At 31.0% G+C, this 15,761-nt stretch carries 11 protein-coding genes and 1 pseudogene; 3 read left to right on the top strand and 9 right to left on the bottom strand.

Features of this window, described 5'->3' with window-relative positions:
• The 3 genes from N4A57_RS08755 to N4A57_RS08745 form a co-directional block, all read right to left on the bottom strand.
• On the bottom strand, window positions 1-1,126 hold a 1,126-nt coding region (locus tag N4A57_RS08755), incomplete at its 3' end, for a cache domain-containing protein (protein WP_293657609.1).
• 170 nt (window positions 1,127-1,296) lie between these two features.
• Window positions 1,297-3,294: a methyl-accepting chemotaxis protein gene (locus N4A57_RS08750; protein ID WP_293657607.1), complete on the bottom strand. Its 1,998-nt coding sequence runs from the start codon at window positions 3,292-3,294 to the stop codon at window positions 1,297-1,299.
• 301 nt (window positions 3,295-3,595) lie between these two features.
• Window positions 3,596-4,723: a 3D domain-containing protein gene (locus N4A57_RS08745; protein WP_293657605.1), complete on the bottom strand. Its 1,128-nt coding sequence runs from the start codon at window positions 4,721-4,723 to the stop codon at window positions 3,596-3,598.
• Between the two features lie 258 nt (window positions 4,724-4,981).
• Here N4A57_RS08745 and N4A57_RS08740 point away from each other — a divergent pair.
• Window positions 4,982-5,272 (top strand): annotated as a pseudogene (locus tag N4A57_RS08740) (glutaredoxin family protein); the annotation flags it as partial.
• A 20-nt stretch (window positions 5,273-5,292) separates the two neighbouring features.
• On the opposite strand, the gene N4A57_RS08735 reads toward N4A57_RS08740, so the two are convergent.
• From N4A57_RS08735 to N4A57_RS08725, 3 genes are all read right to left on the bottom strand, one after another.
• The gene (locus N4A57_RS08735) at window positions 5,293-6,126 is read right to left on the bottom strand and encodes a YjjW family glycine radical enzyme activase (RefSeq protein WP_293657603.1); all 834 of its coding nucleotides are present in this window, start codon (window positions 6,124-6,126) and stop codon (window positions 5,293-5,295) included.
• Window positions 6,107-7,603: a YjjI family glycine radical enzyme gene (locus N4A57_RS08730; protein ID WP_293657601.1), complete on the bottom strand. Its 1,497-nt coding sequence runs from the start codon at window positions 7,601-7,603 to the stop codon at window positions 6,107-6,109. Before N4A57_RS08730 ends, N4A57_RS08735 begins: the two co-directional genes overlap by 20 nt.
• 281 nt (window positions 7,604-7,884) lie before the next feature.
• Window positions 7,885-8,568, bottom strand: a complete 684-nt coding sequence (locus N4A57_RS08725) for a DUF2225 domain-containing protein (RefSeq protein WP_293657599.1) — start codon at window positions 8,566-8,568, stop codon at window positions 7,885-7,887.
• A gap of 694 nt (window positions 8,569-9,262) precedes the next feature.
• On the opposite strand from N4A57_RS08725, the gene N4A57_RS08720 reads away from it, so the two are divergent.
• Window positions 9,263-9,937: a response regulator transcription factor gene (locus N4A57_RS08720; protein ID WP_293657598.1), complete on the top strand. Its 675-nt coding sequence runs from the start codon at window positions 9,263-9,265 to the stop codon at window positions 9,935-9,937.
• Between the two features lies 1 nt (window position 9,938).
• Window positions 9,939-11,354 (top strand): sensor histidine kinase, encoded by a 1,416-nt coding sequence (locus tag N4A57_RS08715; protein WP_293657596.1) that lies wholly within the window; start codon window positions 9,939-9,941, stop codon window positions 11,352-11,354.
• 94 nt (window positions 11,355-11,448) lie between these two features.
• Here the strand turns inward: N4A57_RS08715 and N4A57_RS08710 are convergent, their stop codons facing one another.
• The 3 genes from N4A57_RS08710 to N4A57_RS08700 form a co-directional block, all read right to left on the bottom strand.
• On the bottom strand, window positions 11,449-12,084 hold the full coding sequence (locus N4A57_RS08710; RefSeq protein WP_293657594.1) for a hypothetical protein: 636 nt from the start codon (window positions 12,082-12,084) through the stop codon (window positions 11,449-11,451).
• Window positions 12,085-12,287: 203 nt separating this feature from the next.
• Window positions 12,288-13,319: an FAD:protein FMN transferase gene (locus tag N4A57_RS08705; protein ID WP_293657592.1), complete on the bottom strand. Its 1,032-nt coding sequence runs from the start codon at window positions 13,317-13,319 to the stop codon at window positions 12,288-12,290.
• Window positions 13,320-13,424: 105 nt separating this feature from the next.
• A complete protein-coding gene (locus N4A57_RS08700; RefSeq protein ID WP_293657590.1) occupies window positions 13,425-15,401 on the bottom strand; it encodes a methyl-accepting chemotaxis protein in 1,977 nt (658 codons plus the stop codon).
• Between the last annotated feature and the right edge of the window lie 360 nt (window positions 15,402-15,761).

Below are 15,761 nucleotides of genomic sequence, written 5' to 3'. Positions count from 1 at the left end.
CTAGTGCTTCTGAAGATTCTAATACTACCCTAGAAGATTCTTGAGTACCTTTTATTAATCCCCTAATATTTTCAATCATATGATTACAAGCATCCTCAATTTCACCAAACTCGTCATTTCTGTTAGTTTCAGCCCTAACACCTAAATTCCCTTCTGCCACTTCATTTAAAGTATTCTTTAAAGAATTAAGGGGTTTAGAAATACCATTAGCAACCAATACAGATACTCCTATGGCCAACAACTGGGACACAGCAATTGTAATTAATATAAAAGTCTTAATAGCACCCGTATCTGTTGATAATTCATCTTCATTAAGGGCACCTATAATCTTCCATCCCATTTTTTCATTAGTTGTAAAGACTGCAAACTTGTCTTCTCCTTGAAATTTATATGTAATAAAATCCCTCTTACTATTTTTTATAGTATCCCAACATTCTAGTTTAGTTGCATCATCTTTTCCTATTAATTCTTTATTTTTATGACTTATCATAGTACCATCTTTATCTGTTATATATATATATCCGTCTTTTCCTATAGTCTTGTTTGCTATATATTCAGATAAAGTTCTTAAATTTAAATCTATTCCCACAACTCCAACTACTTGATCATTCTTTACTAGGGCTTTTGTACAACTTATTATATACTCTCCCGTTATATCATCAATATATGGTTCTGTCCAAAGTATTTTCCCTTTATTACTTACGGAATCCTTATACCACTGTCTCGTCCTAGGATCAAATCCATATTCCAGTTCTACCTTTGGTTGAACATACATACTGCCATCCTCAGATGCCAAATATACATACATTAAATCTTCATCACTTTGTTTAACATTATCCAAAGCATTTCTTCCATGAATTTCATCTTCTACACTAGGATTATCTAGTAATTCATAAATTGTCTCATCATTAGCAATGATCATTACTTTACTTTCAATATTATTTAAATAATCGTTTATTTGTTCATTTGATACCTTAATAGCATCCTCAGATGACAAAATAAGATTAGTCTCTAAAACATCTTCCGTTTTATTATAGGTTAAAAACCCTAATGCCAATAAAGGTATAATAACCATAATCATGAGCACAATCATTAATGAATTCTTTACTTTTCCTCTTTTTTTCATAGGTCCTCAATCCACCTCCATAAAGTCTATTAAGTAAAGTTTATCATTTTTTCAAGGATTTTGTAAGTAATAGTGTATTTTTTTCCAATATTCTGGTTTTTTCTGCCTTTTATATTGCTATTTAAATATTGAGAAAGAGAATCCTTACAGGATCCTCTTTGTATTGGTAACTATATTTTAAATTGTTCTACCGTTTCCTCTAACTTATAGGATAGATTTTTCAGGTCCTGTGAATGAGTATATACTTGTTCCATGGAAGCTAGCTGCTCCTCCACTGTGGCAGATACCTGTTGTGTAGCCGCTGATGTTTCTTCTGCCGATGCTGATATATTTTCTATACCCTCTACTATTTGATTTTTATTTAAAATGACATAGTTACTATTCTCCTCTACATCACATATGGCCTTTGCCAATTTTTCTATGGAACCATGCATACTATTAAATATTTTACTAGTTTCACCTACTACTATATCCTGTTGCCCTATTATTTCATTTACTTTTCCCATGGCATTTACTGCATCTTCAGATTCCTTTTGAATAGATTCTATTAAAGTCCTTATTTCATTAGCAGCATGGGAAGACTCTTCTGCTAACTTTCTTACCTCTTGTGCCACTACTGAAAATCCTCTTCCGTGCTCACCAGCCCTAGCTGATTCTATGGCAGCATTTAAAGCTAGTAAATTAGTTTGTTCTGATATTTGAGATATGGTATCTATTATTACTCCTATATTTTTTGCTTTTTCGTCAACCATTCCTACTATTTCATTTACTTTCACTGAACTTTCATAGGATTCTTTAGATTTACTTGTAAGTATTTTTACTTTGCTTAATCCATCTATAGTTAATTTTTCCGTTTCATTAGATATATTTTTCATATTATTAGTTGAGTTAGCTATAGAGTCTATTTGTGTTCCTAATTCATTTACCTTAACTGCCCCATACTCTGTATTCATTGCCTGTTCACTAGAACTAAGTGCAATTCCTTCTATAGTTTTAGCAACTTCTGTTACAGCTTGTACAGATTCCTCTGTTATATCACTTAAGGATTTAGATGAATCCATTACCACATATGAAGATTCTTTCATTTCTCCTATTAAGCTTTGAATACTCTCCACCATGTGATTAAACGCTTCCTCAATTTCTCCAAATTCATCATTCTTATGGGTCTTTACTCTGGCTGTTAAATCTCCCTTGGAAATCTGTTTTAGAACAGCCTTTAAAGCATTCAATGGTTTAGAGATTCCATTTGCTATATGGAATGATATGAGTATACATACTATTAAGGCACCTATTCCAATATATATCATAAAAATTCTTATACTATTAGTACTATCTGATAGTTCCTTTTCACCTAATACTCCTACTACCTTCCATTTAGTTATGTCCACTGTTTCAAAGGTAGCAAATTTCTTTTCTCCCTTTTCTCCGTAGTCAATGAAATCACTATCATTATTCTTAATAATATTCCAAGAATTTAATTTTGTAGCTTCATCAGTCCCTACCAATTTTTCATTTCTATGGCTTATGATTATACCATTTTTATCTGTGATATATACATAACCATCCTTCCCTATGGTCTTTTTTGACAATTCCTTTGCTAATCTATTGATTTCTAAATCGATACCTATAACCCCTACTAGTTGGCCATTGTATTCTACAGCTTTTGCTGGAGTTATGACTATTTGGTCTGTAGTTGCATCAATATATGGTTCTGTCCAAATGACAGACTCTTTATTTTTCAATGCATCTTCATACCACGCTCTAGTCCTAGGGTCATATCCTGTTAAATCCTCTTCTGGATAAAGATACATATGTCCATCCTTAGTACCTAAATAAATACTAACTATGTTTTCATCATTTTCTTGCATGTTCTTTAGCATTTCCATGACTATTTCTTCATTTAGTTCTACTTTTTCCTTTTTCTCTCCTAGCTCTTTAACATATTTGTTATCTACATTTATGTTTATGATTTCTTCAATATCTAATAAGAATTTTGATATATTTTCATTTATACCTTCTATAGAGTTTTTTGAAGCTAGAACTAAATTTTCCTTTAATACTTTTTTTGACTTTCCATATGACATTACACCTAGTAACATCAACGGACATAAGGTTATTAGCATGAGCATGGCCATTAACCTATTTCTTATTTTTTTTCTTTTTTTCATATAAATCCCCCCACACACCTTACAATTTTACCATATTCTATAAAGTTATGTAATGGATCTTTTTTCATAACGTAACGAAACAAAATGACATGAAATAGTCTGTACAATACATACCTACTCCATGCCATTTAATTTTTTATTATCATATTCATATATAGATTTCGTAACACTAAGCTTTCTTTATATAGTAACTTGCCTACAAGGGAAAAAATTTTCAATATATTTTCCTGAAGTAGGCTCACATAAAACAAGCTTAGTAACTTGCCTACAAAGGAAAATATGTGAAAAATGTTTAGTGCATTTAATCTATCATATATACCTTAACCTTATAGGCTCTACCAAAGTCCCTAACTTCCTTCATTTGTTTATTGCCTATATCTCCTAAATATATGTCTATTGTGTTGCCCTTTACTCCACCACCTGTATCTCCAGCTAAATATACACCATCATATTTCTTTCTCCAATCAGATTCATTAAATATGACTAGTACCTTACTTCCAAGTGGTATTTGTCTTGAGTCTACTGCCACTACCATGGCATCTGCCCATTGTTTTCCATTCAAGTTTATTCCAGATCTTGTCATACCCCTATATTTATACCCTACAGCTTTGCCACAAGATTTTATGGATAAATCATAGGCCGTTGCCGTATAATTTTCTCCTAAAAGTCTACTATTTTCTATAATTTCTTTAAATGCATCCTTTGCTTTTACCTTCTCTCCATTAGTCACAACTAACGATTCCTTTATGTAATCTTTATGTACACTCTTAATGGATTCTTTTGATACCCAACCTTCTTCTTTATCTATTTCTATTTTGAAATAGTTTTCTTTATAATCTTTTATTTTTACCCTATCTCCCTTAGAAACACTAAGTAATACTTGTCCATCTGAAGAATTAGTATCTAATACTTGAACTTGTTCCTCTGTAATCTTTCCATGGGGATAATAGGATGTGGTTATTAAATCATCATATTTTATCCATCCTATAGGCTCATCTCCTAAAGATACATAAGCCCAATCACCTTTTTTATTTAAAACTATTATCTTACTTGAAAAACCTAGCCTACCTATCATATTAGCATTTATATCAGGTTCTTCAAGGACAAATACACTTCCTGTGTTTATAATAGCATCTTCCAGTAAAACCTCATCTTCATTTACAATAGATACATTTTCAGAGTGAACAAATCCCACTCTATCCCTATCAGTAGATACCTTATACCATTTTCCCTCTGCCTTTTCTATGTATACTTTGTCTCCTGTTTTAAGTTTTTCTACCACTTGGGACTTCATATTGGCTTTTAATCCAACTGTAGTGTCATCATCTATTACGACTCCTACTATGGTACCTTCCCCATGTGCAACTAGGGTCATACTAAAAACAATTAAAAATATTAGTGGAATAATACTCTTTAATTTTGATTTCAAGTCAATATCCTCCTTAAATAATACAGTTATCTAAATTTTATTACAACTAAAAGGTTCATGTCAAATATACCTTTTTATACAAATTACTAGTTTTTATAGGATTTTTTGGGTAAAGTATAGTTAAACCCATATTATTCATAGAAAAATTAAAACTCTTCTGCACCCTTTCAAATTTTCCATGGATAATATAGGTTAAAGGAGGAGATTTTAATGAAAGAAGTATTTATGTTTACTAGCCCAAGTTGACCTCTTTGCAAACCTGCAAAGGAAAGTCTCTTGGAAAGGGGCATTAGCTTTATTGAGAGAGATATCAGTAAAGACATGGACGCTAGACGTGAATTAATGAAAAGGAAAGTAATGGGAGTTCCAGCTTTCATAATTGATGATGAAGTAGTAGTTGGACCAGACATGGATAAAATAGAATCCCTGTTAGATTATAATGTAACACCTTGTTCAGGTTGCAATACTAAACTTAGAATTCCAAAGGATAAGGGAAAAATTGCTGTAACTTGTCCAAAGTGCAATAATAAATTTGAAACAACTACCTAGTTTTATAAAGTTAAGCTCCCTTACAGGGAGCTTATCACATTATTGCAGCCATTCATTTTAGCCATATCCATTAACTTTTTCATATATTCATCTTCTGGGGTATATGATTTTAATTTATCCCTTCTAACACCTAGGGATCTATATTTTATTAACTTATATCTTACATTTTTATCTATATTACCTATTATCCTACTAATGTTTTTAACATTATTTTCGTTGTCTAATAAATCGGGTACTATTACAGTTCTAACTTCATATATTTTTTTCTTTTCTAAAAGAATCTTTAAATTTTCCAATACGGAATCATTGGGCTTTTGGGTTAATTTAATATGTTCTTCTCTATCAAAGGATTTAACATCTAGCATAACCTTATCTATATTATCTAACAATTCCTTATCCTTCCAAATTGGTATATAACCATTAGTATCTATAAATAGAGTAAGTCCCATAGTTTTTACCCTTTTAGCCAACTCTAATATGAAATCCCTTTGTAGGGTACACTCTCCTCCAGATATGGTGATTCCAGATAAAAATGGTCTAACTTCCTCTATTTGCTCTAAAATTTCATCTACACTTAATTCCAAAGTTTTAGGAGTGCTTTTATGGATACATCCTTTAATACATTCATCACAATCTATACATTTGTTCTTATCGTACCATATTTTTTCATCTTTTTTTAAAGCTCCTACGGGGCATTTATCTATACAAGCACCACAACCTATACACAAATTTATAGTTTCTGGATTATGACAATACAAACAATGAAAATTACACCCTTGTAAAAAAACAGAAAATCTATTTCCTTCTCCATCTACAAGGCTAAAGGGGATAATTTTATTTACTAAGGCTTTCATTGTTTCTTACCCTTCTATTTAGTATACCGTGATTATCCACTGCACCCTTTCCTAGTACTACCGTATCCTTTAAAACCTGGTGACCTTTAGATAATTTCTCTATTTCTGATTTCTTAACTAAATATCCCGTTATCCTTATAAGGTCACTATCACTAGAGTAAATAGACATATATCTCATGTCACTTTTAAAGGACCCCTTTATAATATCTAATACGGATTTTAAATTATTCTTTGCCGTAGGTTCAAAGGGAAAAATATCTCCTATTCCCGACGGAAAATACTTATGAAATTTAGATGATTGTATCAAATGCTTATAAAGATCAGGTTCTTCTCCTATGGGTATTCTACACCCTGGTGATATGCCCACATCTGAATCTATTCCCACTTGAGCATGTAGTAAATGTTTCCCACCTGTACATTTGCAATAAGTGTTGTTATATTTATCTAATAATTTTTCCATGGCTTCTACTATTTTAATTCCTAAATCGTCAGCTTCTTTACAATGACCAAATCTGCCCTCTATCTTTTCTATCTCAAATAATTTATTTACACATTGGGCTAATCCTACCATTCCAAACATGCCTGTAAAAAGGTCCTTGTCTATAAAACCTTCCCTTACTAAAAAGCTACTTTCAAAGAAATTACTTTCTTCAACTAAAAATCTGATTCTTTCGTCTATATAAGAGACCATATTTTCTACCGCATCTGGTAATAGATAATTAAAAAATTGGTCCATACTTTCTGCTTTATTTACTAATCTTCCTAAATTTAATCGTACTAAGGTATAAGCTCCTCCACCTATTTTTAAACCATTGTAGCAACTAGCTATTCCATACTCTCCCAAATCATTTTTAAACATTTCATCATTGGCAAAACTAGGTTTTGCCACTACCAGGGCAGTTTTTATACTTTCTATGGCCAGTTCATCCGGTGTATCCTTTCCATATTTTAAAGTTATATTAGGAACACTGTTTTCAAGTTCTCTTTCTGCCTTTAAAATAAGTCTTGCCGCCTTTGTATCTTTAGGCCCTATGTTAGCATGACAAAAGGAATCTGTAATAGTTCTGTCTATATGGTTTAAAAATATTTTAATAGCTCTATAGGCTTCTTCTTCATCCTTTACAAAGGGGTCTAATAAATAATCTATATTTCCTATATATACGGGAAAGGAAGTAATTGATGGTATATGTTTATAAAAAATAAGTAGATTATTTACTGCCTCCCAAATATCCTTAGGAGGATTTAGTCTTAGAAACTCACTACCCTCTTTCATAAACTTTTCAAAGTTTACAACTATATACCTAGGCCTATAGGGAGCATTTCCCTCATACAAGTCGCATATTATATTTTCTTCTCTATATTTTTTCACTTCTTCACTAATATTTAAAACATCTAATGAATTTTCAGCACATCTTCCTAAACCTAATACTTTTTGCTCATAGGTCAATACTTTATCGTTTACAATATCTAAGCACATGTTAAAACCCCCAGTATAAAATACAGTTATATTATATAGATTTATTGGTTGTAAATTTGTTTTATACAGTAACTTGCCTATAAGGGAAACTATTGAAAATCTTTGGAACCCTGGAACGTCACAACATCCTATGCTACTCCGACATGACACGTGAACCTATCTACGAAGATTCACACTTTCGCTTGTGACAAGGACTTGGGTGGAAAAGATTTTCAATATTTTCCTGAAATAGGCCCACATAAAGCAAGTTTATACACCAGAAATCTATACACCTATGTCTCCTAACCTATCTTTGGCATTTCCTGTCTTATGTCTGTCCATCTATCTCTACCCTTCATTACATAGTTACTTCTGCTTGGAAATTTGAATAATTGATTAAACCAGGATTTAGTATCTATGTATACTCCTATTCTATAACTTAATTCAGCTAAAGTATATATTACAAAATCCTCTGGTACAGACTTATCCTTTATTTTCAAATCTGAATTATTATATGCCTTTTCAAAATGAGTATAAGCATTACACAAAAACCGATTTTCTTCTGCCACGTCTTCTTTATATCTATTAAACCAAGCTATCTTTAGGCATATGGAAGCTAACTTAATACTACTAACCCTTAAAAACTCTCCACCAAAAAGGGCCAATTTTGCCAGTCTCAATGCATCATCCACATTTCTCTCTTTAAGTAAAGATTCTATATTTTTCATATTAGAAAATATCTTATCTAAAACTTCTTTATCCTTTTGTTTAGTTATTTCTTCAAAATGTTCTGTAAAAACTGTGTGACAATGGGGACATATATAAAACTCATAAAATAAAGGATTATCTAACTTGTAATGGGGACAATTATCTGTATCTCTGTTTTTTATCCTAACCGCATTACTTTTTACCTGGGGTGTTTTGAATTTCATATGACATTTTATGCATTTTTTATCTCTATAAAATATGTTAGGATTATTTTCCATTTTCATCTCCTTGCTACATTTTGCACCTAAAGTATTTCCTACTTTAGAACTATGTTAAATATAATTTCTATACTATCTCTTATTTTATTGTAAATTTTTGTAGGTTATTGTACAAGTCCCATTTTTGCTCATATACAAATTATTATGCTTTTTATATAGGTTTTTTAATATTAAACTAAATTTAGTCATATATTCCTAAAAATATAGTCACTTCCAGCAGAGTCACATAAAAACCAATTTTACACCAAAAAAAATAGAACAGGATAAATCCTGTTCTATTTTTTAATAGATGTTTGTATTATATTAGATACTAATAAATATTCAGATAAGTCCTTCTCATTCTTTCGTAAAAATAAACCCTTTATGTAATTTATAATAAAAGCCATGTTTATTCCTCCCTACGTATAGAGTATTTTATCAAAATTTGTTGTATTTTGCAAAAATGGGTTTCATATAAAATTATCCATATAGATTTATCAACCTAAAGCTTTCACTTTTTTTGTAATTTCACTAATGAATTGTGATATTTTTGTGTGGACTATTTGAATTTTTAATGAGAATAATGATTACCCTATAGTTAATAAAAACCTTTTATGATATGATAATTTCAACATGATTTTAGTGTGGATGTTAGTTTTATATGAGCCTACTTAAGGAAACCATTTTATTACTAAGTGAGGAAGGGAGTGATTTCATGATAAAAATATTAATAGCTGAAGATGAAGATAAAATGCGCCAAGTCATAAGAAAATATCTTGAAAAGGAAGAATATGAAGTAATAGAAGCCTGTGATGGAGGCGTAGCTTTGGAAATACTAGAAAAGGAAAATGATTTTTCCTTAATAATATTAGATGTTATGATGCCCCTAATAGATGGGTGGACCCTTTGTAGGAAAGTACGAGAGAAATTGGATACTCCCATAATAATGCTAACTGCCCGTGGTGAAGAATACGATAGATTATTTGGATTTGAGTTAGGGGTAGATGATTATATAGTAAAGCCCTTTAGTCCTAGGGAGTTAGTGGCTAGAATAAAGGCCATATTAAAAAGAAGTTCTAAAACTGTAAAAAATCACATCTTAACCTATGGAAATATTAAGATTTCTCCATTAGAAAGAATCCTATTAGTGGATGACGAAGAAATAAGTTTGACTCCTAAAGAATTTGATCTATTATTATTTTTAACTACTAATAATAAACAGGTCTGTTCTAGAGAAGTCCTTCTAAATAAAGTATGGGGTTATGATTTTATGGGAGATCTAAGAACGGTAGATACCCATATTAAACAATTAAGGGAAAAAATCTCTCCCTACAAGGGATACATAAAGACCATATGGGGAACTGGATATAAGTTTAAGGTGGAAGAATAATATGAAAAATATATTGAGTAAACTTTGGATATTTATTACATCACTTATACTCATAATATTGGGTATATCTTGGATATTTCAAGTATATTTTCTAGATGATTTTTATATAGATGCCATAACTAATTCCCTAATAGACAGTGGTAAAGAAATAGCTACCATTGTGGAAAAAGAAGGCATAGACTCTCATAATCTATCGAAAAAAATCCATGAAGTGGCATCTGATTTAAATGGCCGTGTAAATATAATCGATAGGAAAAGCAATGTAATATATAATAATCTCTTAGGAGAACGAGGATTAAATGACCTAAGAATCCTAGGTAAAAAACCGCCTCCTAGATTTGAAAGGTTTTCCTTTAAACAGGACCTTTATGTAAATCGTTTAATACAGAAAAAGAATGGTAAAAATATTGTAAGGCACTTAAATGTGGCCCTTCCCATAAAAAAAGGTGATAAGGTAGTAGGTAATGTTTGGCTGTCTTCTGGCCTTTCTTCAACTGACTCTATTACATTTGTATTGAAAAAGCAATTGTCCATAATAAGTGGAATCTCCCTTTTAGTTGGAACCATATTATCCTTATTTTTATCTAAAATGTTTGCAAAACCCATAATAAAAATAACCCATGCCACAAAGGAAATTGCAAAGGGCAATTTTCATTATAATATAAATGTAAAAGGCAAAGATGAAATAGGTATCCTGGGAAATACCATAAATAAAATGGCTGAACAATTAAGCCAAACAGAAACTTTCAGACGAGAATTTATAGCCAATACTTCCCATGAATTAAAAACTCCCATAAGTTTAATTAAAGCTTATGCAGAACTTACCTTAGATATAGAAGGAGAAGAAAAGGAAAATAGGGAAGGAAATTTAAAGGTAATAATAGATGAATCTGATAGACTTACTAATATGGTAGAAGATATTTTATATTTATCTAAAATGGAGGCTGGATATTATGATCCTACCATGGAAACTTTTCTAGTGAATGATACCCTAAATAGGGTCATCTATAAATTGAAATATTTTGCCAAAGAAAAAAACATAAATATATTATTTAATCCTAATAAGGATTTAATCATAGAAGGAGACGAAAATAAAATTTTTCAAGTATTTTTCAACATACTGAATAATTCCATAATACACTCCTTTAATGATAGTGAAATTCAAATAAATTTATTAGATAACAAGGATTCTATAAAAATAGAGTTTAAAGATTTTGGATCAGGTATACCTAAAGAGGATCTACCTCATATATGGGAAAGGTTTTATAAGGTCGATAAATCTAGGAAAAGAGATAAATCTGGTACAGGATTAGGCATGTCCATAGTGAAAAATATATTAGAAGCCCATAATTATTCCTATGGTGTAGAAAGTGAAGTAAATAAGGGAACTTTAGTATGGATAGAGGTGAAAAAATAGTACTGACAAAAAACTTGTTAGTACTATTTTTTATTTCCCTAGACTTTGCCACCCCTCATATAGGGATAATACCTCATATATCTGGTAAATAATTTTATATTTGATCTTTTTTCACAATAGGCTCCGTTACCATATTGTATTTTAATATTTCTTCATTTTTCATCCAATATATATCATTTGCCGGTGCAGCATAAATTGTATACCAATAGAAATCATCTTTTCCGAGCATTTCCTTTGTATATTCTATATATTCCTTATGATCAGGATGATTCTTTGGAATATCCTTTGCTTCTTTTCCTAAAGGATCATCCCATGAGTGGACTCCCACCTTGGCTCCATCTTCCATAGTTCTTTTATTCCCTGCAAGAAAAAGATCTGTTCCACCAGAAGCCACCATACTATCCTTTGTTAAATATGTGTTTAATCCCTTTTCACGAACCCATCTTGCCATAGGAATATTAGATTCATCATCAAGGGACCCTGGAACTTCTAACATGACAATAGTTTCTACCTGTGGATTTTCTGATATGACTTTTCTAAGTTGGTCAGGAGTTTTACTATTAATTTCACCATTCATATAAAGATTGGTTTCTTCTACTCTAAATTCAGTAGTTTCAATAGTATTTAAATACAGTATATTTGCAGCCATTCTCACTTGAGGAACAAATAAGACTATAGCCACCATTCCTATAATTAGAGCTATTAATATGGATTTTATTTTCTTTTTCATTTTATACCTCCAAAATTTTCTTCTTTAGATTTTTTATTAGGCATATGAAAGAAATGAACTAGTCAGTTCTCTGATGAATTTCAATTATTTTCAAGGCATGGTGATGGAGCATATTAAACATATGTAATCAACTTCATAACGAAGAAAATAATTAAAATAAATTTGTGGTTTTTTTACTATTTCTTCAATTTTTTCTTTATAACTTAATTCCCTATCATAAAATTATCATCTGTCAAATGAAATTTGTCCTTAATTCCACTACTTGAATATACCCTTTTATCCTCTGTAACCATTATACATTCCACATTAGGAAGGGACTCTATAAGTTTCATTCCCTCATCTAATCCAAGTATATATGTGGATGTGGATAAGGCATCTGCACATGCTCCATCCTTTGTTATTATGGTTGTACTTATAACACCATTCTCTGCTGGATATCCACTTTTAGGATCTAATATGTGGTGATATCTCTTTCCATCCTTTTCAAAATATCTCTCATAATTTCCTGAAGTTACTATATTAGTTTCATCTAGCTGAAGGATACCTATATGGGAACCTCTAGGACTTTCTGGATTTTGTACTCCCACTTTCCACTGAGAATTATCTATCTTTTTTCCTACTAGGGTAATATTTCCACCTAAACTAACTACAGCCGAATCTATGTCCTCTTCTTTAAATATTTTTCTTACTTCATCACCTATATACCCTTTAGCTATACCTCCTAAATCAATTCCCATATCTTTAGATTTTAAATATACTTCATTAGTTTCATCATTAATTTCCACATTTTTATAATCTATATTTTTAATTATATTATGAATTTGTTCTTTAGGTGGAATTCTTTCCTTCTCCGTTCCTATATTCCATAACTTAATAAGGGGTCTTATGGTAATATCAAACTTTCCATTAGATATTTCACCAAATTCTAATGCCCTTTTTATCACATATAAAGTATCATCACTAACTCTTATTCTTATTTTTCCCCCATGCCTATTTACATGGCTGATTTCTGATTCTTCAATATTTGCAGACATATTGTTTTCAATTTCACTTATCCTTAGTATGGCCCTGTCTATGGCCTTGTTAACCTTATGTTTATCCGCTTCTCCAAGTATAGTAAAATCTATAATAGTACCAAGGGCATAAGTTTGTCTTTTTACAGGTTCTATATTTTTATTACAACCACTCAAAATAATACTCATGGATAAAATCAACATAATTAATCTTTTATACACCCTATCACCTCATTTAAACTTTCTATTGAAAATTATTATCATTTTTCCCAAGGAATTTTATTATATCATATGGCTCCATAAATTAAAAGCTGGGCTAAACCCAGCTTATATATTAAACTTACTAATATTATTTTGTAAATGTTTACTAATTTTTAACAACATTTCTGTATTTTCAGATACAGTATTGGCAGATGCAGTTTGTTCTTCTGCACTCGCAGCTACCTCTTCTGACGCCGCTGCATTTTGCTGTGCTATATCAGATAAATTTTCCACTATGTCCATTACCTTATCTTTAGTATTTAGTATATGACCTTGACTCTTATCTAATTCATCTATTTTTCTTGCCATATTATCAATGGCCCTAGATATATGTATATATTTTTCCTCTATGTCTTTAGCCTGTTTAACTTGTTCCTCATTTATTTTTAAATCTTCCTCTACTATGCCTACTGCCTTTTTAGAACTTCCTTGTAATTCTTTAACCATCCTATCTATAACTTCTGTGGATTTGGTGGATTCTTCTGCTAGCTTTCTTATTTCTTCTGCAACTACTGTAAATCCTCTCCCCGCTTCTCCAACTCTAGCTGCCTCTATGGCTGCATTTAATGCTAACAGGTTAGTTTGTTCCGAAATAGATGCTATTATACTACTTGCCTCATTTATTTCATCTGCCTTATTATTTGTATTTAATATTTCCTCATAAATTTCCTGTGAAGATTCATTATTCTCCACTGTTTTTTTACTCAAATCATTTATTAATACTAGGCCTTCATCAACTAAGGTATTTATTTGTAAAGATGTATTACTCATTTCTTCTATACTTTCTTCATTTTCATGAATCAATCCATTTAATTGGTCTAACCTACTAACGCCCTCTTCCGTATTATGGGCTTGGTTTGTAACACTATTGGCTATTTCTCCAATGGTTCTCGATATTTCTTCTGATGTAACTGCTGCCTGTTCTGATATGGATGTTAAGTCTTGTGAAGAACCCATTATATTATCTGACGCACTTTTTATGTCCTTAACTAGAATACTCATGTTATCATTTAACTCTTTTAGTGCCCTAGATAAATCTCCCACTTCATCCTTCTTAATTAAAAGTCTATTAGGGATTTCTCCACTTAAATCTCCTTCAGATATGGTTTTTGCATGGGTAGTTATTTCTTTTATTGGCCTAGATATGGAGTTAGCAACCAGGTATGATACTATTATTGATACTATTAGTAGGCCTATATTTATGTATATTCTCGTTCTAGTAGCCTTTTCTACACCTCTAGTCCACTCCTTTTCAGGTCCAGTTATACCCATATACCAATCTACACCTTCTACTGACGCAGAACTTATTAACATATTTTCTTCATTCACTTCATATTCATCCATAAGCTTTTTACCATTAATCATATTGTTTAGTAATTTTGTTAATTCTTGGTTTTCTTTATGTACCTCTAATAAATTTGATTCATTAGTAACTAATTCTCTATTTTTATGGGCTATTACATCACCTTTACTATCTATTATAAATGCATAACCTTTATTATTATCTTCATTATTCTCTAATATTTCTGTTATGAACTCGGCCTTTTTAGATGCAGCCAATACGGCAATAGTTTCTCCATTAACCTTTACTGGCACTGCAAATACCACCACCCTAGAACCATCTTTTTTGTTAAATATGGGTTTACTTACAAATGTATTTCCCTTAATTCCCTCTTTAAAATATTCTCTTCCCTTCAAATCATATGTATTACCATCAAAGCCATAACAAATTCCATCCTTATAAGTTAACCCCATAAATGAATATCCATATTCTTTAACATCATGGGCCATTAACTTTATCAATTCTTCATTAGGCATATTAGTATCTATTTTGTTTCCAATCACTTGTAATTTATCTAGTTGTCCCTCTATCTCACTAGTTAATCTCTTAGATCTTTCCTCCGTAGCCACAAGTAATGTATACATGCCACTTTCCTTTAGTAAGTCCACTAAACTCTTATAGGATAACACTCCTATAGCTCCATTAAAAATTATTAAGATTGTACAAAAGGCTAATATTACTTTTATCCTAATACTCTTCATTCTATCACTCCTATCTATTAAACTATTTTAACATATTTAAATGAAATTTTTGACATATTCAAATCGAATTTTTGACATTTTTTGTTACTTATTGGAGAACATTTGTATTTAAAAGGAAAATAGTCCTATAATACGTCTAATAAAGTCCCTTTTTTTTATGCTATAATTTAAAATAATGGAATTATAGATTTATTGGTTGTAAATTTGTTTTATACAGTAACTTGCCTATAAGGGAAAATATATTGAAAATCTTTGGAACCCTGGAACGTCACAACATCCTATGCTACTCCAACATGACACGTGAACCTATATACGAAGATTCACACTTTCGCTTGTGACAAGGACTTGGGTGGAAAAGAT

This window comes from Anaeromicrobium sp., assembly GCF_025210435.1.
Lineage (GTDB): Bacteria > Bacillota > Clostridia > Peptostreptococcales > Thermotaleaceae > Anaeromicrobium.
Note: the sequence above shows the minus strand (reverse complement) of the source record. Positions and strands in the feature narration are given on the sequence as shown.